Here is a 22,198-nt window from a genome sequence, read left to right on the forward strand (position 1 = left end):
ATGAAAATTGGTTTATTGTCATTTGGATTTCCTAATTTTAGATATGATATTGCACAAGGGTATTTAGAGAGATCAATAAAGTATTTTAAAGAAAAAAAGCATGATATAGTATATAAGGAGAATATTTTAATTGAAGAAGACCAAATTAAAAATGCATTAGATGAGATAAAAAAAGAAAATGTAGATTTATTAATAATTCAATGTGGTACTTATTCACATGGGAGTGCAATGGTAAAGGTTATCGATTTATTTAAAGAAACTCCATTGCTTTTATGGGGATTTAGAGAACCATATATAGAGGGTTATAGAGGATTACCATTAAATTCATTGTGCGGATTAAATATGTTTGGAAGTTTTCTGAAAAAAGCACATAAAGATTATAGTTATGTGTATGGAGATATAGAGGATGATGAGGTTTACGATAAAATTGATAGAGTGATAAAAGCAATAGAAGTAAAAACAAAGCTTAAACAAAGTAGATTTTGTATAATAGGAGGAAGAGTTCCTGGGTTTTACTTGTCAAATGTAGATGAATTGCGTTTTAAGTTTGAGATAGGACCTGAAATAAGATATTATTCTTTGGCCTCTCTCCTTAAAGATGCTGAGAAAATAAGCAATGAAAGGGTAGAAGAAGAAGTCGCTAAAATGAAAGATGAAGCCATTATTGAAACTACAGATGAGATGCTTAGAAAATCTGCTAGGATTTATCTTGCAATCAAAGATTTTAAGGAGGCAAATAGGATAAATGCCTTTGCTATTAAGTGCTGGCCTGAATTTCAGTCTTTATACAATTGCAGTGTATGTGGAGTTGTGTCAAGATTAAATAATGAAGGAATTATGACTTCGTGTGAAGGAGATATATCTGGATTAGCCACAATGTATATTCAGTACTTAATTACTAATGAGCCTAGTTTTTTTGTTGATTTAGTTAATGTAAATAAAGAAGGAATAGCAAAAGTATGGCATTGTGGTCCAGCACCAATTTGTCTTGCAAGAAAAAACTGTGAAGTAAAATATATTGAGCATCCTACTATTAAAAATGGAATAGGCTTTGCAACTGAATTTAAAATGAAACAAGGAAAAGTGTTGATGATTAAACTTTCGGAAAAGGAAAAAGGATATGTTCTATTTATGGCTAAAGGCAAGAGTGTTGAAGAAGATAGAGATTTAGTTGCAAATCAAGCAGATATTATGTTTGATATACCTTCGAAAAAAGTTATAGATACTATAATGGAAAATGGAATAGAACACCACTATGCTATAGTATATCAAGACATAGAAGAAGAATTAACTGAAGTATGTAAATGGTTAAAAATTAAAGTAATTAAGTGCTAGTAGGAGGGAAAGACATGCAAAATAGATTTATATATGCTGCAGGGTACTACCCGTTAATGCACGAAAAACATGACTGGGAAAGAGATTTAAAACTTATGAAGCAATCAGGGATACAGTTAATAAGAACTGCAGAGTTATTTAACACATGGGATCGTATTGAGCCTGAAAAAGGTAAGTTTAATTTTAAATTTTTAGATGAATTTTTTGATTTATGTGATAAATATGGAATTAAAATATTATTAGGAACAGGAACAGCTTCACCTCCATACTGGATTCATAAGATGTATCCAGATTCTAATATAGTGAATAATCATGGCGAACAGTATCCTAACAATGTATCTTATACATGGGCATGTATTGACCATGAAGGATATTTAAAAGAAAGTGAAAGATATATAACTACTTTGGTTAATAGATATAAAGATCATCCAGCTCTCTATGCATATCAAATTCACAATGAAATAGGATTTCCTTTTATGCCATTGAAAGAAGGAGATATAGACATTTATTGTTATTGTGAGTATACCCAGCGAAAATTTAGGAACTGGTTAAAAGAAAAGTATAAATCACTTGATGAATTAAATTATGCATATAGATGGGGGGCTACAAATACATATCATACAACATGGGAAGAAATTGAACCTCCTAAAGCTAAACCGACGAGTTGGTCTAGTGTTACAAGATGGCTCGATTGGAGATTATTTTCTATGCAAAATTACGTAGATTTCGTAAGCTGGCAGAACGGTATTATAAAGGATCTTGATCCTGTTCATCCAACATCTACAAATATCTTTTTTATAAAATCACAAGATCCATTAGGAGTATTAACCGCACTTGATCAATTTGAAATGGCGAAGGTTGTTGATTATATAGGGTATGATTTATATCCAGGTAGTGGTGATAAGCTAGAAACAAAGCCAGAGTTTTCTTCTATGTTTTTAGATATGGCAAGAAGTACATCAAAACCTTTAAAAAAAGATTATTGGCTTCTTGAGACTGAAAGCGGACCAATTAATGGTTGGATAATGGGACCAAGTAGAAATGTTAAGGGATTTGATTTAGCAAGAAATGTATTCGAAGCTGCTGCACATGGTGCTAAATTAACCTTATATCAAGGATGGCGGGAATGGGATTTTCAACCTCTCCATTGGGGAGCTATTGTAGATTTAGATGGCAATCCAACTGAGAGAACAAAAGCAGCAGAGGAAATTGGTTGTATATTAAATAAACATGGGAAAGAAATATTTGAAGCTAAGAATCCTATTGGTGATATAGGAATACTTATATCAAAAGAAAATGCTATAGTTCTTAATGGTATGGGGCAGGAAAAATACCTTCTTGATGCTTTAAGAGGGGCATATAGGGTATTCTGGGAGAAAAATTATGCAGTTGATTTTATAACTCCTGAGCATTTGCAAAATGGCTATGCAAATAAATATAAAGCTATCTATATGCCATTAATGGCAGTTATAGATGAAGAGTTAAGCAATAACTTAGAAAAATATGTATATAATGGTGGTATATTAATTGGTACTCCTAGATGTGGTAGGCTGGGGCAATATGGTTGGTACAATCATCAAGTTCCATGCTTTAATCTATCAGATGTATTTGGAATAAAAGTTGAGAATACCTATGCAAAAACTGATCCTAATGTAACATTTAATAATAAAAATTATTCTGGTTTTTGGCACAAGGAAGTGATATCTACACATTCAGATGATATTAAAGTATTAGCTAGATTTAATGATGATTTACCAGCAGTTACACTTAATCCATACGGTAAAGGATTTGGACTATTCTTTGCAACACATGGAGATATGGCTTATTTAAATAATCATTCTTATTTACTATGGGATATAATTGATGATATATTAGTAAATAAAGGTATAGAACCTAAATTATCTTTGGATTATACAAATAGAAAATACAAAGAGATAGACGGACATTATTTAGAGAGTAATGATAAAGGATATATATTTATAACAAATTATGTGACTAAAGATCATCCTAATTTCTTTATTAACGGAAAGAAAAATGTTAGAATATCTCTAAAAACTGATAAAAAATACAGCAAGGCTATAGATTTAATAAATGGGGATGAATATTCAATAAGTTATAAAAATGGGAAATTAGTATGGAATGTTACTGTAAACAAAAATGAAGTTTTAATATTAAAAATAGTATAGGGAGCTAGAAGGTGATTTTATGAAAGATATTAAGGATATAAAGTGTTTTTTGTTGGACATGGATGGTACTTTTTATTTAGGAGACAAGCTAATAGATGGTTCACTTGATTTTCTTGAAACTTTAGAGAAACAAAACAAGGAATATTTATTTTTGACGAATAATTCATCTAAAAATAGATATGCATATGTGGAGAAACTTAAAAGATTGGGTTTAGAAATTGAACCAGACCGTGTATTTACATCTGGTGAAGCAACTACCATATTTTTAAGGCAAAAGAAACCTGGTGCGAAAATATTTTTACTTGGAACTAAGTTACTTGAAGAAGAATTTACTAATGCTGGTTTTAAATTAATTAAAGATAGAAGTGAAAAACCTGATTTTGTAGTTCTCGGCTTTGATACAACATTAACTTATGAAAAACTATGGATTGCTTGTGATTTTATAAGGGATGGGGTTGAATATATTGCTACACATCCAGATTTTAACTGTCCTCTTGAAGATTCTAAATTTATGCCAGATGCTGGAGCTATGATTGAATTTATATATGCATCAACACAAAGAAGGCCTTATGTAGTAGGAAAGCCAAATAAAACAATAATAGAATCTTTATGCGAAAAATATGAATATAATAAAGAAGATATTGCTATGGTTGGGGATAGACTATATACAGATATAAAAACTGGAGAAAATGCAGGAATTACTTCTATTTTAGTATTATCCGGAGAAACAAGTATTGAGGATTACAATAATTCAGAAATAAAAGCTAATTATGTTTTTGATTCTTTAAAAGAGATAAATGAAAAATTAATAAAGTAGCACATATGAGATTTAACCTAAAATTGATTAAGTAAAGAGCTTCATTAGAAAACAGTTTTGTGATATAATTACAATAACAGGTGAAGAAGTAGAAACATAAATTAAATAATAGGCTGAGTGAAGGAGAGCCATAATCATAGGGTAAACCCCTATAATTATGGCTTTTTTTGATTTTTAAAGGAGGTATAATATGTTTGATATTACAATTATAGGCGCAGGAGTTGCTGGATGCAGCATAGCTAGAGAGCTTGCTAGATATAAGCTCGATATATGTGTTATAGAAAAAAATAGTGATATTGCAGAAGGAACTACAAAGGCAAATAGCGCTATAATTCACGCTGGCTATGATGCAGACCCAAAAACATTGATGGGTAAATTAAATGCGAAGGGAAATGCGATGTTTGACAGATTATCGGAGGAATTAGATTTTCCTTTCAAAAGGAATGGATCCTTAGTTTTATGCTTTAATGAAAAAGATATATGTAAGCTTGAAGAGCTCAAAAAAAAGGGAGAAAAAAACAACGTACCTGGATTAAAAATAATAAAAAGAGAAGAAATAATTAAAATGGAACCTAATATATCAGATAAAGTAGTAGCAGCACTTTATGCTCCTACAGGAGGTATAGTGTGTCCATATGAAATGACAATTGCATTAGCAGAAAATGCATATGATAATGGAGTTAAATTTTACTTTGACAATGAGGTAACTAAAATAGTAAAAGAAGAAGGATATTTTATTATCAAAACAAATAAAAGCGAGTATAAAACAAAGATGATCATAAATGCTGCAGGAGTATATGCTGATGAAATAAATAACATGGTCAGTGAAAATAAAATGCGTATTATACCAAGAAAAGGTGAGTATTGTTTATTTGATAAAATCGCTGGAGATATGGTCAAGAGTACATTATTCCAGCTTCCAAGTAAATTGGGGAAAGGTGTATTAGTAACTCCGACTGTAGACGGTAATCTACTAATTGGTCCAAATGCAGTCGATGTTGAAGATAAGGAAGATGTTAAAACAACTCAAGAAGGTTTAAATGAGGTTATTACTAAAGCAAAGATGACGATTGAAGATATTCCAATGAGACAAGTTATTACCTCATTTGCAGGATTGAGAGCTCATAGGCCTGAGCATGATTTCTTGATCGGTGAAGCTGAAGATGTATCTAATTTTATTAATGTTGCAGGAATAGAATCTCCTGGGTTATCAAGTGCACCTGCTATAGCTGAAATGGTAGTTCAAATAGTTAAGGGAAAATTAGATTTAATAGAAAAGACAGAATTCAATCCAATTAGAAGAGGAATTCCTAAATTTAGAGAAATGGATAATGAGGAAAGACAAAGACTTATTGATAAAAATCCAGCATATGGAAGGGTTATTTGTAGGTGTGAAACTGTAACTGAGGGTGAAATTATTGACTCTATAAAAAGACCATTAGGGGCGAGAACTTTAGATGGTGTTAAGAGGAGAACTAGAGCCGGTATGGGAAGATGTCAGTCAGGATTTTGTTCGACTAAGATAGTTGAAATTCTTTCAAGAGAGCTTAATATTTCACCAATTGAAGTTACTAAATCTGGTGGGAATTCACAAATCCTTGTAGGAACTAATAAAAAAGTTAAGTAAATTGATTGGAGGATATAATATGAAAAATTACGATTTGATAATTATTGGTGGAGGACCTGCAGGGTTAGCTGCAGCAATAAAAGCTAAGGAAAAAGGGATAGATAATTTGATAATTTTAGAAAGAGATAATGTTTTAGGAGGAATATTAAATCAGTGCATTCACAATGGTTTTGGGCTTCATACATTTAAAGAAGAATTAACTGGACCAGAATATGCTCAAAGATTTATTGATAAGGTTATAGATATGAAAATCCCATATAAACTTAATACTATGGTTATAGATATGAATAAAGATAAAGTGGTAACTGCTGTAAATTCAGAGGATGGAATTATTGAAATGAAAGCAAAATCCATAATACTCGCTATGGGGTGTAGAGAAAGACCTAGAGGTGCTATAAATATTCCTGGGGATAGAGCTGCTGGAATATATACTGCTGGAGCTGCTCAGAAGTTTGTAAACATAGATGGTTACATGCCTGGTAAAGAGGTTGTCATATTAGGTTCTGGTGATATTGGTCTTATTATGGCTAGAAGAATGACATTAGAAGGTGCAAAAGTAAAAGCTGTTGTTGAATTAATGCCTTATTCTAGCGGACTTAAGAGAAATATCGTTCAATGTTTAGATGATTTTAATATACCTCTTAAGCTTTCGCATACAGTTGTAAATATTACGGGAAAAGAAAGAGTTGAAGGAGTAACTATTGCTAAGGTTGATGAAAATAGAAAACCTATAAAAGGAACTGAAGAATTTATAAAATGCGATACACTTCTTCTTTCTGTAGGATTGGTACCAGAAAATGAACTTTCAAGGAAGGCAAGTGTAAAGTTGTCTAACATAACAGGCGGGCCAATAGTAAATGAAAGCTTCCAAACTAATGTAGAAGGTATATTTGCATGTGGAAATGTTCTTCACGTTCATGACCTTGTTGATTATGTTACAACTGAGAGTTACGCTGCAGCAGAAAATGCTGTTAGATATATACAAGGCTATGATTTTAAAAAAGAAAATATCATAGAGATTGAAGCTATGGAAGGTGTTCGATATACTGTTCCAAAATATATTGAGCCTAGTAATGTTGACAAAAATCTCGTACTTAGATTTAGGGTTAGTGATGTATATAAAAATAGTTATATTTCTATATATTTTGATGATGTAAGAGAAATTCATAAAAAGAAAAGAATACTTACTCCTGGTGAGATGGAAACTGTAATACTAACAAAGGAAATATTAGATAAACACTCCAAATGTTCAAAAATCGTAGTGAAGATTGAAAATGAATAATAGGGGGAGTAAATATGAGTGAGATAAGAGAACTAATATGTATAGGGTGTCCAATGGGTTGTGCATTAACTGTTGAAATTGAAAATAAAGATAATATCAAGGTTACAGGCAATCTTTGTAAAAGAGGAGAAATATACGGTAAGAAAGAATGTACAAATCCAACCCGTATTGTAACTTCAACTGTATGTGTTGAAGGTGGGGAAATAGATGCTGTATCAGTTAAAACAGAAGAAGATATTCCAAAAGATAAGATATTTGAAATAATGACTGCTTTAGAAGATGTTAAGGTTAAGGCACCAATTAAGATAGGAGATATTGTGGTAGAAAACATTGCTAATACAGGAGTAAATATTATTGCTACAAAAAACGTAAATGTGAAGCAGTAGGAAATTAGGAATAGCCCTAGAATTTATCTTATTAAATTCTAGGGCTATTTTGATGCACGAGGAAATTGCATAATAAAATAATTTTATGACAGAATTATTCCTGAGAAGTATTCATTATTAAGTATTTCTATACCATCTATTAACCTAGGGCTTGGTCTGCATAAAATATCACAAGATAATGGATAAACTCTTCCTTCTTTAACTGCTTTTATATTTTTCCATTCATCATTGATGATATCATTAATTGTTCTATGACAAATAGGTTTTTCAGCACTACATCCTTTGCACTTAGGTTTAGCGTACTGGCCTTCTTTTATTCCACAGAATAATATTACTTCTGGGTCAAATTCTATAATTTGCTCCATGGAAATTTTTACATAAGAATCATTAGTTTTAAAATCCATTAACTGAGCCCCAGCAAGTTTTAAAGCATCATATTGAAAGGAACTTGTACCTGGAACAATGTAAGGATTTGTACTCATTAAGCGAAGTACTCTAGGTTTTTTTATTTTATTATTAAGATTGTTTACTCTATTTTTCAATGAATTTACGAGAGATACAGTACGATTTTCATCGCCACAAATTTTCCCTATTTCATTTATCATATTAAAAACATCATCTAAAGAAGAATAAGAAAAATCAAGAACTTTTATATTATATTCTCTCAATTTTTTTATGATTTCTTTATGTAGAGATTTATTAGCTAAAACTATATCAGGATTAATTGGAAGTATTTTTTGTAATTCTGGATAAGCAAAAGTTCCTATTTTATATTTATATTTTGCATCTTCAGGATAGTTACAGTGTTCTGTAACACCTATAAGCTGTTTTTCTAATCCTAAATAATAAACTATTTCTGTCATTGCAGGAACTAGAGAAACGATACTAGGGTATGGGCTTGCTTTCAAATTTTTACCTCCTGTCAAAATTTATTTTTTAAAAAAGAATATAATTTAACGCTTTAATCATAATGCTTTGATAAATCAGCTTCATTGCTATTTATTTTATCTTTAAGTTCCTAAACCTGTTTAAAGTAGCTGCAATTTCATATTTTCTAGGAAGAGCCATATTGCCTGGATGACCTTTGTAATATGATACTACATCTAATCCCCTTGAATTTATATCTTCGTATACTTTATCAATTATCTCAACTAAAGTTCTTTTATCATTTGCTACCTTATTCATTATGTATTGGAGAATAAAGCAAATAGCATTAGTTTGATTAGGGTCAATTAACTGTTCTACATCTTTAAGGTCTATGCTGGTTTTATTATATATAATTTGATTAATGCCTTTTGGTTTTATTTTTACTTTCCCTTTATTATCATAGAATGTAGATCTCAATAAAATTCTAGGAGGATTTGGATTACTATTGAAAACTTTTTCGATTTTTCTAGGATAATGAGTATCTTTTATTATTTCTTTAGCCCTTTTAGTTACATCTTTAGGAACATATTCATCCATCATAATTACAGTATCTGCAACTTCAAAATAATCACCCGATCCTCCAATTACTAGGATTGTTGAAACTTTTTTTTCTTCATAAAGAGTTCTTACTTTATCAATAAATGGAGTAATAGGTTCTTTTTCTTTTTGAACAAGTTGTTGCATTCTACTATCACGAATCATAAAATTAGTGGCACTAGTATCTTCATCTATTAGTAATAAATCTGTGCCTACTTCTAAAGCTTCCATAATGTTTGCAGCTTGTGAAGTACTGCCACTAGCGTTTTTTGAAGAAAATCTAACTGTATCTTGCCCCATAGGTAGGTTATTGATAAAAGGTGATATATTAACTTTTTCTATATTTCTGCCATTTTCTGCTTTGATTTTTACTGCATTCTCTCGAGTAACAACATACTCTCTTCCATCTCCTAGTATGTGGTCATAAATTCCAAGTTCTAAAGCTTGAAGCAAAGTAGATTTACCGTGAAAACCTCCTCCAACTATTAACGTAACTCCTTCAGGAATGCCCATGCCTTTTATAACTCCGTGATGTGGAAGTGTTATTTCTACTTCATATTCCTTTGGACTTTGAAATGGTACTGTTCCCTTGTTTAAAGGTTTTTGGGATATACCATTTTCCCTGGGAAGTATGCTTCCATTAGCAATAAAAGCTACTAACTTTCTTTTATATAACTCATTACGCAGAAAATGCTGGTCTTCTGCTAAATATACATGTCTATTAAGATTTTCCTTTGAAATAGATTGATAAAACATAGACTTTTCTACGATGGTAGGAATAGCTTCAAAGAAAATCTTCTTAGCATTATTTCCAAGAATCTTTCTTCCAGCTGCAGGGAGTCCTATCTCAAGCCTAGCTTCAACTTTTTCATTATCTATAAGAATATAATTTCTTTCTAATATTTCTTGACCACAATGTCCAATAGTAAGAAGACCGCTTTTTCCAGACCCACCTACATGGTTGTAATGGTGATATATATTCTTTTCTACAGTCCTACTCAGAAAGTCAACTACTGCTCTTTTCTTATAAGGTTTATCGTATAGTTCAATAGGAAATCCTGCTTTGTTAGCAGGTACTGTTACACGAATTCTCGAAGGAGAAGCAAATGGGTCCCCTTGTACATAGTCAATAGATAAAGTAAAATTGCTGAATTGGTATTGACCTTGTAGTTGTTTATATGCTTTATATCCCTTACCATCAATTTGACTCAATGTTTTTTCCAGATCTTTAAATGATTTCAATATAACCCCTCTTTCTGTGCTTGTGAGTGAGAAACTTGCAAAATTTCTTAAATTACTTTATTATGCAAATTTCTCATTTGTTTAATACTCTATTTTTATGATACATTTTAGTTCTAGTCAATTGATTTGTCAAGATTATAGGGCATGTTTAGGATCAGAGGAAATTGCATAATTACTACAAGGTCAAAATTTTGCAAGTTATAAATTTTTTAACTCCGGTATTTTGGACTTTTAGTTGAATTTTTAAGGAAAAAAGTCCAAAATAAGTCGTATCTATTTCTTGTATCTCTTTTTAAAAAATCTTTTCATTTACAAATTCCCTCTGGTATGATATGATTTATTCAACCATATTATACCAGTGTAAACACTATACAAAAATAGTAAATTATTGCTATTTTTGTATATTATATATTTTAGTATAATATTTAATGTAATAGATACTATATTAAAAAACACCTAATTTTTTATATAAGGAGGAAATATATGAGTCAAATCCATATATTTCTAGGTTTGATATTTGCAGCTATTTTATTTTATATAAATCTTATTTCTACAATAAAAAAAATTAAGCATGATGAAAGCACTACTAGCAACACAATGTTTGGATGTTTCTTAATATTTATTATAATAAGTTTTTTTATGTCTATTCTAACTTGAGACATAAATTAATTTTTTATTAGCAGATGAAATTCATCTGCTTTTCTCTTATAACATTGTTTACATCTTATTATAATTGTTAAAATTCTTTACTAACTTGCTTATATCATACTTATAAAATTTTGACTTTAAGTGATTATGAAAATTCATCAATTAATTAAAAAAGGATGTGATTATATGGAATTGATATTTGGAATCATTATATTTTTTATTTTACTGAAAATAGCATTTAAGGTAAGCTCGTTAATTTTAAAAATAATATTTAGTGTTTTAGGTATAGCAATTATTGTTATGCTTATTCCTATCATTGTAACATTATCTATACCATTAATAATAATTATTCCTATTTTGCTTATTGTAGGGATTTTTAAAATTATATTCTAATATTTTTATGGGAACTTATATAAGGAAATCAGAGTCTAATAGTTAAGAGCTTTAGAAAAATTAATTATATGAGGAAATTGCATAATTACTGCAAGGTCAAAATTTTGCAAGTTTAAAAAATATTTTATTATGCAGTTTTCTTATATTAAAAATAAAAAGAGGAGAATTATAAATGAATATTATTTTATATAATGGGAAAATAGTAACAATGAACCCAAATAAACCTATTGTATCAGCAGTATCAATAGTTGATAATAAGATTAAAGCAGTTGGTAGTGATAATGAAATACTAAATATGAAGACCTTAGATACTGAAATTATAGATTTAAAAGGGAAACTGGCCTTGCCTGGATTTAATGATAGCCATATGCATTTATTAAACTTTGGGTATACACTAACAAAAGTGGATCTTGTCGGAACTAAGTCTATTGATGAAATGATAGAAAGAGGAAGAAAATATCTTAAAGAAAGAAATTTAACACCAGAAACCTGGATTTTGGGACGAGGATGGAATCAAGATTATTTTACAAATAAAAATATGCCTACACGACATGATTTAGATAAAATATCAACTAATCATCCAATATTATTTACAAGAGCATGTGGACATATAGCTGTAGCAAATACAAAAGCTCTAGTAGAAGCAGGAATATATGATAATGTTCCTTATGTTGAAGGAGGAAAAATTGATATTGATTCAAATAGTATGCCTACAGGTATAGTAAGAGAGAACGCATTGGAGTTGATATCAAGAAAAATTTCCAATCCGTCATTAAAAGAAATAAAAGATATGATCATCAAAGCTTCAGACTATGCATTAAGTGTAGGAATTACTTCAGTAGGAACTGATGATTTCTCAGCACTTCCCCAAGGTGATCCTGATTTAGTAATTAAGGCATTTAAAGAATTAGAAGATGAAGGTAAGCTTAATATAAGAGTTAATGAACAATGTTTAATTCACGATGTAGACTACTTAGAAGAGTTTATAAAACGAGGATATAATACGGGCTGGGGTAGTGAGTATTTTAAAATAGGTCCTTTGAAGCTTTTAACTGATGGTTCATTAGGGGCAAGAACAGCTTATATGAAGGATGAATACATGGATTGCCCAGGAAATTATGGGATAACATATTTTACCCAAGAAGAACTAGATTTACTAATAGATACTGCACACAAAAATGATATGCAAATAGCTGCCCATTGTATAGGTGACGCTTCTATGGAAATGGTTTTTGAATCAATTGAAAAAGCTTATAAAAAATGGGGGAGAAAAAAACTTAGACATGGTATAGTTCACTGCCAAATAACAGATAGTGAACTACTAAAAAAATACAAAGAACTTGATGTTTCTGCTTATGTTCAGCCCATATTTATTGATTACGACCATAAAATAGTAGAAAAAAGAGTAGGAAAAGCTAAAGCTAAAACAAGCTATAATTTTAAAACCCTTATGGATATGGGGGTTCATGTATCAGGAGGAAGTGATTGCCCTGTAGAATCTTGTGATGTTCTTCCTAATATTTATTGTAGTGTTACGAGGAAAGGGCTAGATGGTTTGCCAGAAGAAGGCTTCTTGCCTGACCAAAAAATTTCTGTAGAAAATGCAGTAAAAATGTTTACTAAAGAAGGTAGTTTTATGACATTTGAAGAGAATATAAAGGGAGAAATAAAGGAAGGATTTTTAGCTGATGTAGTTGTTATTGACAGAGATATATTTAATATTCCACCAGATGAAATAAAAGACGCACAAGTAATTATGACTATATTCGATGGAAGAATAGTATGGAAGAGATAAACAATTGCCTCATTTAAGAAAGGAGAGGGTTATTATTAAACTTAAAGGGATTGTAAGGAGTACTTTAAAAAGTTTACATCAAAGTCTTAGAAGATTTCCCATTACCATTGCAGTTTCAACGACATTAGTGATAATGATTATAATTATAACTGAGATGAGGACAGGGCTATATAGAGGTATTATTGAAATGCTAGAGAGAATTTCTATGACTTTAGCACTAGGAATTCCTTTATCATTATGTATTAAGATTATTTTTGAAAAGAAAAATGTTAAGACAATAGTTCAAGGATTAGTTTATACTATTGGATCAGGTATATTAGTTTTATATTACTTTTTTATGCTAAAAGATTTTAGTATGGTAAGTATTACTCGTTATATTGGAGTAAGTATATTTTTATATTTAGCATTTTTATATTTGCCATGGGTTGGTAATAAAGAAAATTATGAGTACTATATAATTAAAGTGTTTTCAAGTTTTTTCTTAACAGTTATATATTCTGCAGTTTTGTATCTTGGTCTAGCTGCAATAATTTTTTCAGTAGAAAATCTTTTTGAGGTTAATATTAAGGATGAAATATATTTTTATATGTTTCTTGTAGTATCAGGTATTTTTGCACCATCATTATTTTTAGCAAAGATACCCAAAAATAACTATAAATTTTTACATTCAGATTATCCTAAAGCCCTTAAAATACTACTTTTGTATATAGTAATTCCATTAATTATAGTTTATACTGCAATACTATATGCATATTTTGTTAAGATTATTGTTACAACAAATTGGCCTGTTGGGCTTGTATCTCATTTAGTTTTATGGTATTCAGTTATTTCTGTCGGTGTTATTTTTCTTATATTTCCTGTTCTTCATGAAAATAAACTGGCTAAGTCTTTTACATTTTGGTTTCCTAAGGTGATTATTCCCATTGTAATAATGATGTTTGTTTCTATGGGTATTAGGATTAAGGCTTATGGTATAACTGAAAACAGATATTTTGTTCTTGTTTTAGGATTATGGGTTTTAGCTATCATGCTATACTTTACCTTTACTAAGAAATATAAAAGTATTATAATACCAATATCTATTTCTATTGTAGTGTTAAACTCAGTTTTTGGTCCTTTAAGTAGTTATTCTATATCGAAAATTAGTCAAAACAATAGATTAGAAAATATATTGGCGAGAAATAATATGTTAAAAAATGGAGAAATAATTAAAGCACCAACAGACATATCTACTAAGGATAAAACTGAAATAAGTATGATATTACAGTATTTTAATACAAATCATAGTTTGAAAGATGTAAAATATCTTCCAGATGATTTTGAGTTAAAAGAAATAGAATCAGTTTTTGGATTTCCATTTACTAATTATATAGGTACAGTAAGGGAAGACTATTTTTATTATAGTAGTTTAAACAGAGATGGGAGAGCTTTAGAAATAAGTGGCTATGATTATTTTATTGATATGAATGCATTACTGAATAAGGCTCAAATTGAAAATTCTATTCAAGGTATATATGATGCAAGCGATAATACATTTAAAATATTAGACGGTGAAAATATTATTTATATCAAAGAACTAGAAGATTATGGTAAAAAGATACATGATAAGTATAAGGATTTAGATGAAAAGCCCATTGATGAAAAAGGTAACATAGCGTTTAAAGATATGACATTTACAGATGAAAATGAAAAAGTTAAAGTTATGTATATATTTAATCATGTTTCAGGTATTGACAAGATAGATGAAATAGAAATCAATAATTTAGATTTTAATGTGCTTGTAAAGTTAAAAGAGTAGCTAGTCAAGACTAGCTACTCTTTTGCGCTATCCATTTCATTAAATACTTTCCTCATAGATTTTGTGAGCCAAAATACTAGCACTATACCTGAAATTAGCTCTGATATAGGGAAAGAATACCATATTAAATCTAAGCCTCCAAGCTTAGCTAATATATATGCTGCTGGTAATAGAACTATCATTTGCCTTAAAAAAGAAAGAGTAAGGCTTGGGAATCCTTTACCAATAGCTTGAAATGTTGTTGAACCTATTATAGCCGGACCAACTATAGGGAAAGATATGCTTATTATTTTTAGTGCATTAGTACCTATTTCTAATAATTCATCACTTGGATTAAATAGTTTTATGAAATTTTCAGGTAGGAATTGAAATAATAAAAAACCTATTGTAGTAAAAGTAAAGCCTAATAAAAATCCTACTTTCATTGTTTCTTTCATCCTATCAGGATTTTTATGACCATAATTATAGCCCATTATTGGCATATACCCTTGGTTGAGACCAAATACAGGCATAAATACAAAGGATTGTAGTCTAAAGTATATACCCATTGCTGCAATAGCAGTTGAACTATAATCAGCTAAAATTTTATTAAATCCTCCTACCATAAAAGAACCTAGAACTTGCATTATTATGGCTGGTAATCCTACTTGATATATACCATAGATTATCGATGAATCAAATTTAAAATTTTTCATATTTAATTTTAAATCATGTTTTCCAGCAAGTAAGATAAATAATATAAATGTACCACTGATAATTCTCGAAATAACAGTAGCTAATGCTGCACCTTCTACACCCATTTCTGGGAAGGAACCTTTGCCAAATATCAAGAGATAGTCTAGTAAAATATTTAATATAGATCCAATTAGCATTGTAAACATAGGAATGAGGGTATTCCCTTCTCCTCTTAATATATTGTTTGAAATCATAGGTATAAATAAAGCTGTTGAACCGAGGAGTATTATTCGTATATATCGAGAACCATAATTTATTAATACAGGGTCATTTGTGAACATCATTATTAAGTTTTTTGAGAAAAATCCTCCTACTATTGCTCCGATTATTCCGTATATTACAGCAAAAATAAGGACATGTTCAGCAACATTTGACGCTTTTTCTTTTTCACCTTGACCTAATAGCCTAGAAATCTTAGAACTAGTTCCTACTCCTGTTCCTACTGCTATAGCGATTAATATCATTTGAATAGGGAAAGCTAAGGTAAGCCCTGCTAATGCTTCTTCGTTTATAAATGATACAAAAATACTATCAACGACATTATACAAAGCCTGTATAAACATTGATAATATTGAAGGTATTCCTAGCTTTAACATCAATGGAACTATTGGTTCTGTGCCCAATCTATTGCTTTTATAATTTTCCAAATTGTTTCCTCCTTATGATGTATGCAAAATGATGATTTTTTTTAAAAGGTATTTACGATGTTATAAAGAATATTAAAAGTATTATAATAATATTTTAAGAAATGCAGAAATTGCATAATTATATTAAGGTTAAAATTTTGCAATTTTTTCAAGAAATACTAAAGTGATGGAAGTTTATATTTAAAAGGATACTAAAATATTATATATTACATTTACATAAAATTCAATGTATCTATTTTGCTTTAAGTTTCCAAAGCAGTATTAAGACAATGTAGTTAATTTTGACCTTGTAGTAATTATGCAATTTCTTCAATAGTGTGAAAGGGGATAGAATATGTTTAAATTAGAACCATTAGAAAAAATGACTACAGAAGAAAAATACAAATACATGCTCATATTATTACAAGGACAGCTTAGTTCAGAAAAAGACGTTTTGGCAAATCTCTCTAACGCATCTGCTATTATAATGGCTTGCGTTGACAGGCTAAATTGGGCTGGTTTTTATATAATGAGAGATGGAGAATTGGTATTAGGTCCATTTCAAGGACTTCCAGCTTGTAATAGAATACAAGTAGGTAAAGGAGTATGTGGAACTGCAGTTAAAGAAAAAAAGGTCCAAAGAATACCAGATGTAAACCTATTTCCAGGGCATATTGCCTGTGATTCTCAATCAAAATCAGAGTTAGTTGTTCCAATAATTAAGAATGAAAAGGTTTATGGAGTGCTAGATTTAGATAGTCCTGAAAAAGATAGATTTACTCAAATTGAAGAAAAGTATCTTGTTAAGCTTGTTGATATGTTAAATAAATATATCGATTGGAAAGATATTTAATTCAAAAGAAAATTTTCTGATTATAGGTAAACAAAATTTAAGCTTAAAATATGTCTATGGAAAATCTACTTTCCCTGCTCCGGTATTCAAGCACTATTTAGGGTAAAATATTAGGGTAGTGCTTGAATAAGTCGCGATGAAAGTAGATTTTCCAAGGTATAATAATTAAAGTGTTGAAATTGTTTACCTATACTACAAAGCCAAAATTTTATGTTTTTAGTAATTAGATAATTTCCTTTATAAAAAAGTTTTAAGTAAATGTAAAAAAATAATATTATATTTTCATATATGTAGATTTAATTCTAAATATTTTATATAATATGATTGTAAAGAACGTGTTATTAAATTTTAAAAATATTTACATATAAGAGTTTAGGTTTTAAAGGTATAATGGTTAAATTATTAAAATATTGTTTATCAAGGAGGCTAAAAAATGAATGTTAATGAGAAAATTGCAAGCCTAAGGAAACTTATGAGGGAAAGAAAAATTGATGCTTATATCATACCTACATATGACCCTCACCAAAGTGAATATGTTGGAGAGCATTGGAAGGCGAGGACATGGATTTCAGGATTTACTGGGTCTGCTGGTACTGTAGTTGTAACATTAGATAAAGCAGGACTTTGGACTGATGGAAGGTATTTTATACAAGCAGAAAAACAGTTAAAAGGCAGTGAGATTACTTTATTTAAAATGGGAATGGAAGGAGTACCAACTTATTTAGAGTGGCTTAAGGATACTCTAAATGATGGAGCTACTCTAGGATATGACGCAAAAATATTCCCTCAATCTGACGTAAAAAAAATTAATAAAAAGCTTGCAGATAAAAATATTAGACTTATAGAAAACTATGACTTGATAGGAGAAATATGGAAAGATAGGCCAGAATTACCTAAAGATAAAATTTTTATACATGATGTAAAATATGCAGGAAAATTGCCTAAAGAAAAGCTTGCAGAAGTAAGAAAAGAAATGAAAAAACTGGGAGTAGAGTATTTTATATTAGGTAGTCTTGATGACATAGCATGGCTGTATAATATAAGAGGGAATGATGTAGCAAACAACCCAGTAGTTACTTCATATGCTTTAATTTCTAATAATCATGCATGGTTGTTTATTAACAAAGAAAAGGTTACAAAGGAAGTAGAGAAATTTTTAAATGAAAATGGTATAATTGTTGAAGAATATAATGAAATCAGGAATTATGTTGAAAATATAAAAGAAGGAAGTAAGATATTTATTGACCCAAGCAAAACAAATAGATGGGTTTATAACGGGATTTCAAAAACTTGCAAAATAGTAGAAGGAACAAATATTACTACTAAGCTTAAAGCAATAAAGAATGAAGTAGAAATAAGTAATCTAAAGAATGCTTATATAAAAGATGGAGTGGCATTAGTCAAATTCTTATATTGGTTAGATAAAAATATTGGTAAGGAAAAATTGACGGAGATTTCTGTTTCGGATAAGTTAGAGGAATTTAGAAGAGAACAAGAAAACTTTATGGGTCCTAGCTTTGATACTATATGTGCTTATAAAGATCATGCTCCTATGATGCATTATAAGGCAACAGAAGAATCTGATTATGAATTATCAAAAGAAGGAATGCTTTTAGTTGATTCTGGTGGACAATATTTAGATGGAACTACTGATATTACTAGAACAATAGTATTAGGAGATATAACGGAAGAAGAGAAAAAAGACTTCACATTAACTTTAAAAGGTCATATAAATTTAATAAAATCTAGATTTTTATACGGTGCAACAGGTTCTAATCTTGATGTTCTTGCTAGAATCCCTCTATGGCAAGAAGGTCTTGACTATAAATGTGGAACTGGTCATGGTGTAGGGTTTTTCTTAAATGTTCACGAAGGACCACATAGAATTAGTACGGTACCAAATAATGTAAAGCTAGAAGAGGGGATGGTAGTAACAATAGAACCAGGAGTATATAAGGAAGGTAAGCATGGTATTAGGCTTGAAAATGACGTAGTAGTAGTAAAAGATATCAAAACAGATTCAGGACAATTTATGAAGTTTGACTTGTTATCTTACTGTCCAATAGACTTAGACGGTGTAGATGTAAGTATTTTAGATGATAGTGAAAGAAAGTGGTTAAATGATTATCATGAAGAAGTTTACAATAAGCTATCACCATATTTAGATGAAAATGAAAAAGATTGGTTAAAGAAAGAAACTAGAAGGTTATAATTAATGTAAATAAAGCGAAACAAAGAAAATTTTCTCTTGTTTCGCTTTGTTTATAATCTATTTTAATTCATCTACTGTAACTTGGTTACAGTGTAGTAAATATATTGTGTGTTGCCCATTTTCACTTATTATTTCACCTTTAATATTTGTATAATCAGACTCTTCCCTAACATCTTCAGTAATATTCCATTTAACATTTCCATTTAAATCATATTTAGAATGTACAAGAGCATTTATGTTGGCATTTGAATTTTTATCTAATCTTATGTTGACATTGCTAGCATCATCTATGATCCAATCATTTTCTATTTTATCTAATTTAAGGTTTAAGTTAGAACCATTGTTTATTTCTACTTTTTTATTTTTTGGTATTACAAATGTGAATTCATAAGGATTAATACTATAGGTAGTATCATTACCAAATACTTTTCCCTCAATGGAAATAAATAAAGTGTTACTAGAATTATGTGTAATGATATATTCTCTATTCATGAGTTCTTGAGCTTTTTCCTTACTATCTGCCTCAATTTTTACTGTTCCAGTTGATATTAGTTTATTGTTATTTTCTGTTTGTAGATTTAATTCACAGTAGTTAGGGGCATCTATTACTATTTTTTCAATATTATCAGGGATATCAATTTCCTTATATGGTATTTTAAATGTATAATTTTGTGATGAAATCATAGTATTAATTTTAGTTATTGCATCTATTTCAGATAAACCATAGATTCCTAAACTTACAATAATTATCAATACAATAATAAACATACTAAATATATCGTATTTTATTATCATGTCTCCTTTATGCCTATAACTATACCAAAGTATTTCTCCACCTAACATAATCAATACTACTGGCCAAAATTTAACTGAGATATTTATGGCAGATATTTGATTTATTTGAGCTATTATTAAAACGACGCCAAAGGCAATCAAAACAATAGCCATTGAAAATGTACCTATTCTTCTTTTTTGCATGTTTCATTTTCCTCCTCAATTTTTTCTGATAATTCTTCGACATTTTTGTTTTTCTTTAATAATTTGATTCCTCCAGCTATAAATATTGCAGCCACAATTGAGGTTTGGATATATCTTTGTATTCTCCAAGGGATAAGAGGATATATTATTTTTTGTATTACAATTAAAGCACCTATTACAATCAGACCCCATCCAACCCATTCTGGTTTTAGTGATGATAAAGGGATAATGAATTTTTCTTCATTATTGTTTTTATCACCTGCTAGGTGAAATGCATCAAAGAAACTATAGAACCATATTACAGGTAGAACAAATAAAAATAAACTAATGTTTAACCAGCCCATAAAGAAAATCATGAAGAAAAATAAACTCATTATGGTCAATCCTTTATTTTGATAACCTAAATACATATGTCCTGCTCCAGGTACTATCGATAGAACTAAAGCTAATGTTTTTTTGTTTGTTTTATTTTTCATTACTGTATCTTTTTCTAAGTTATCATTTGAGAAAGTTTCTAATGAGTTTCTTACAGAAAATGCATCCATTAATGCTACCAGCCATATCAGAGGCCAAGCAAAAACTAATATAGCCATAAAGTCTCCACCAAAAGCAAAAGATAATCCAATTGTCCCTAGAGTGGCTCCTAAAAATGCTAAGAAAAAGATTATAGCTCTATCCTTCAAGCCTATATACAAGTGGGCAAGGCCGGGAACAAAGGACAGTATAAACATTACGAATTTGCTTTTTTCTTTCATTTTGATTCCTCCTTATTATTCATTTCAAAATTAGTTATAAAACTTGAAGTTTTTCCGACTATTTTTTCCGATAGGTGATAAATGATATTCCCTTTTTCGTTCATGTTATAATTAATAGTTGTTTCAGATATATTAGTCATAATATCTATCATGTCTTTATAAAATCCGCTGCAAGTTAAAATGATAGCAACTGATGCAGCTGCAACATAATATAGAAATATATTATTCAATGATGATTTATTATATTTTTTAGTTGTTTTCTTGAACTGTTTCTTTTTCTTAATTTCATTCATCACTCGAGAAGTAAAATCAGGGGAAGCTATCATTTTCCCCTCGTCTATTTCTTGGCTATCTATAAGGGAAAGAAACACGTCCATACATTTATCACAGTGATATAGATGCTCTTCCATTTCCTTATGCTTTTCTTCTGAAATAGAATTTTCTTTATAAAGCAACCATTCTAAGTGGTCATAGTGTTTCATTTTCTTCCCTCCATTTCTTTTTTAAAATATTTCGTCCACGATAAAGACGAGAGGCAATAGTTTTTACAGTAGTACCTTCTTCCTTTGCAATTTCTTCATATGTTTTTTCTTCAAAATAAAATTTTATAATAGTATCGCTGTATATTTTAGGTATACTTTGGCATAAATTAAATATTTTTTGTCTGTTTTCTTTTTTAATTAACACATCTTCTGGAGTTTCACATTGCTGAAAGCTATTATTGTATTCTATTTTACCTGTATCTTCTATTGGCTGTTCATTATATTTTCTAGCTTTCTTTCTTTTCCAGTCAATAGATTTACTTACAGCAATTTTACCAATCCATCCTTTGAAATTATCAAATTTAAATTTCGGAAGGGAAATGTAGATCTGAATGAAAACTTCTTGAGCAATATTTTCTACTTCATTACGGTCTTTTATAAAATTTAGTATTATTGCAAATATATATCCTTTATATTTGTCAACTAATATTTCAAAGGCGGCATCATTACCAGATAAAACTGATTTGACTAATTCTTCGTCACAAGACATATTTCCCCTCCTTTGCTTTAAATTATCAATTGTG

At 29.7% G+C, this 22,198-nt stretch carries 19 protein-coding genes; 12 read left to right on the forward strand and 7 right to left on the reverse strand.

The window, feature by feature from the left end; all coding sequences use genetic code 11:
- The 6 genes from ACZ41D_RS02165 (at position 1) to ACZ41D_RS02190 (ending at position 7,633) form a co-directional block, all read left to right on the forward strand.
- The gene (locus tag ACZ41D_RS02165) at positions 1 to 1,335 is read left to right on the forward strand and encodes an L-fucose/L-arabinose isomerase family protein (protein WP_464152279.1); all 1,335 of its coding nucleotides are present in this window, start codon (positions 1 to 3) and stop codon (positions 1,333 to 1,335) included.
- Positions 1,336 to 1,349: 14 nt separating this feature from the next.
- Entirely contained in the window at positions 1,350 to 3,521 is a 2,172-nt protein-coding gene (locus ACZ41D_RS02170) for a beta-galactosidase (RefSeq protein ID WP_464152280.1), read from the forward strand.
- A 19-nt stretch (positions 3,522 to 3,540) separates the two neighbouring features.
- The gene (locus ACZ41D_RS02175) at positions 3,541 to 4,338 is read left to right on the forward strand and encodes an HAD-IIA family hydrolase (RefSeq protein ID WP_464152281.1); all 798 of its coding nucleotides are present in this window, start codon (positions 3,541 to 3,543) and stop codon (positions 4,336 to 4,338) included.
- A gap of 190 nt (positions 4,339 to 4,528) precedes the next feature.
- Positions 4,529 to 5,965 carry an FAD-dependent oxidoreductase gene (locus ACZ41D_RS02180; RefSeq protein ID WP_464152282.1) on the forward strand — a complete coding sequence of 479 codons (1,437 nt, stop codon included), beginning with the start codon at positions 4,529 to 4,531 and terminating at the stop codon, positions 5,963 to 5,965.
- A 19-nt stretch (positions 5,966 to 5,984) separates the two neighbouring features.
- Positions 5,985 to 7,247, forward strand: a complete 1,263-nt coding sequence (locus tag ACZ41D_RS02185; RefSeq protein ID WP_464152283.1) for an NAD(P)/FAD-dependent oxidoreductase — start codon at positions 5,985 to 5,987, stop codon at positions 7,245 to 7,247.
- A gap of 14 nt (positions 7,248 to 7,261) precedes the next feature.
- Positions 7,262 to 7,633 carry a DUF1667 domain-containing protein gene (locus ACZ41D_RS02190; RefSeq protein WP_464152284.1) on the forward strand — a complete coding sequence of 124 codons (372 nt, stop codon included), beginning with the start codon at positions 7,262 to 7,264 and terminating at the stop codon, positions 7,631 to 7,633.
- 83 nt (positions 7,634 to 7,716) lie between these two features.
- On the opposite strand, the gene ACZ41D_RS02195 is transcribed toward ACZ41D_RS02190, so the two are convergent.
- Together ACZ41D_RS02195 and ACZ41D_RS02200 are read right to left on the reverse strand one after the other, a co-directional pair.
- Positions 7,717 to 8,541, reverse strand: a complete 825-nt coding sequence (locus tag ACZ41D_RS02195) for an ABC transporter substrate-binding protein (protein ID WP_464152285.1) — start codon at positions 8,539 to 8,541, stop codon at positions 7,717 to 7,719.
- A gap of 91 nt (positions 8,542 to 8,632) precedes the next feature.
- Entirely contained in the window at positions 8,633 to 10,339 is a 1,707-nt protein-coding gene (locus tag ACZ41D_RS02200) for an ABC-ATPase domain-containing protein (protein WP_464152286.1), read from the reverse strand.
- 483 nt (positions 10,340 to 10,822) lie between these two features.
- On the opposite strand from ACZ41D_RS02200, the gene ACZ41D_RS02205 reads away from it, so the two are divergent.
- The 4 genes from ACZ41D_RS02205 (at position 10,823) to ACZ41D_RS02220 (ending at position 14,973) form a co-directional block, all read left to right on the forward strand.
- Complete coding sequence (locus ACZ41D_RS02205; protein WP_464152287.1) at positions 10,823 to 10,996, forward strand: hypothetical protein; 174 nt, start codon at positions 10,823 to 10,825, stop codon at positions 10,994 to 10,996.
- A 177-nt stretch (positions 10,997 to 11,173) separates the two neighbouring features.
- Positions 11,174 to 11,380: a hypothetical protein gene (locus tag ACZ41D_RS02210; protein ID WP_464152289.1), complete on the forward strand. Its 207-nt coding sequence runs from the start codon at positions 11,174 to 11,176 to the stop codon at positions 11,378 to 11,380.
- 172 nt (positions 11,381 to 11,552) lie between these two features.
- Positions 11,553 to 13,175, forward strand: coding sequence for an amidohydrolase (locus ACZ41D_RS02215; RefSeq protein ID WP_464152290.1), 1,623 nt, complete (start codon positions 11,553 to 11,555; stop codon positions 13,173 to 13,175).
- 4 nt (positions 13,176 to 13,179) lie between these two features.
- On the forward strand, positions 13,180 to 14,973 hold the full coding sequence (locus ACZ41D_RS02220) for a DUF4153 domain-containing protein (RefSeq protein WP_464152291.1): 1,794 nt from the start codon (positions 13,180 to 13,182) through the stop codon (positions 14,971 to 14,973).
- A gap of 14 nt (positions 14,974 to 14,987) precedes the next feature.
- Here the strand turns inward: ACZ41D_RS02220 and ACZ41D_RS02225 are convergent, their stop codons facing one another.
- Positions 14,988 to 16,355, reverse strand: a complete 1,368-nt coding sequence (locus tag ACZ41D_RS02225; RefSeq protein WP_464152292.1) for an MATE family efflux transporter — start codon at positions 16,353 to 16,355, stop codon at positions 14,988 to 14,990.
- Between the two features lie 334 nt (positions 16,356 to 16,689).
- Here ACZ41D_RS02225 and ACZ41D_RS02230 point away from each other — a divergent pair, with 334 nt between their 5' ends.
- Both ACZ41D_RS02230 and ACZ41D_RS02235 read left to right on the forward strand, forming a co-directional pair.
- Complete coding sequence (locus ACZ41D_RS02230; protein WP_464152293.1) at positions 16,690 to 17,187, forward strand: GAF domain-containing protein; 498 nt, start codon at positions 16,690 to 16,692, stop codon at positions 17,185 to 17,187.
- Positions 17,188 to 17,620: 433 nt separating this feature from the next.
- Positions 17,621 to 19,399: an aminopeptidase P family protein gene (locus ACZ41D_RS02235; RefSeq protein ID WP_464152294.1), complete on the forward strand. Its 1,779-nt coding sequence runs from the start codon at positions 17,621 to 17,623 to the stop codon at positions 19,397 to 19,399.
- Between the two features lie 57 nt (positions 19,400 to 19,456).
- Here the strand turns inward: ACZ41D_RS02235 and ACZ41D_RS02240 are convergent, their stop codons facing one another.
- The 4 genes from ACZ41D_RS02240 to ACZ41D_RS02255 are packed head-to-tail and all read right to left on the reverse strand — an operon-like array spanning position 19,457 to position 22,164.
- Positions 19,457 to 20,377, reverse strand: coding sequence for a hypothetical protein (locus tag ACZ41D_RS02240; RefSeq protein ID WP_464152295.1), 921 nt, complete (start codon positions 20,375 to 20,377; stop codon positions 19,457 to 19,459).
- Positions 20,359 to 21,132: a hypothetical protein gene (locus tag ACZ41D_RS02245; protein ID WP_464152296.1), complete on the reverse strand. Its 774-nt coding sequence runs from the start codon at positions 21,130 to 21,132 to the stop codon at positions 20,359 to 20,361. Before ACZ41D_RS02245 ends, ACZ41D_RS02240 begins: the two co-directional genes overlap by 19 nt.
- The gene (locus tag ACZ41D_RS02250) at positions 21,129 to 21,614 is read right to left on the reverse strand and encodes a hypothetical protein (protein WP_464152297.1); all 486 of its coding nucleotides are present in this window, start codon (positions 21,612 to 21,614) and stop codon (positions 21,129 to 21,131) included. The genes ACZ41D_RS02245 and ACZ41D_RS02250 overlap by 4 nt, the downstream gene beginning before the upstream one ends.
- Positions 21,601 to 22,164: an RNA polymerase sigma factor gene (locus ACZ41D_RS02255; protein WP_464152298.1), complete on the reverse strand. Its 564-nt coding sequence runs from the start codon at positions 22,162 to 22,164 to the stop codon at positions 21,601 to 21,603. The genes ACZ41D_RS02250 and ACZ41D_RS02255 overlap by 14 nt, the downstream gene beginning before the upstream one ends.
- Between the last annotated feature and the right edge of the window lie 34 nt (positions 22,165 to 22,198).

It is taken from the genome of Brassicibacter thermophilus (assembly GCF_055378355.1).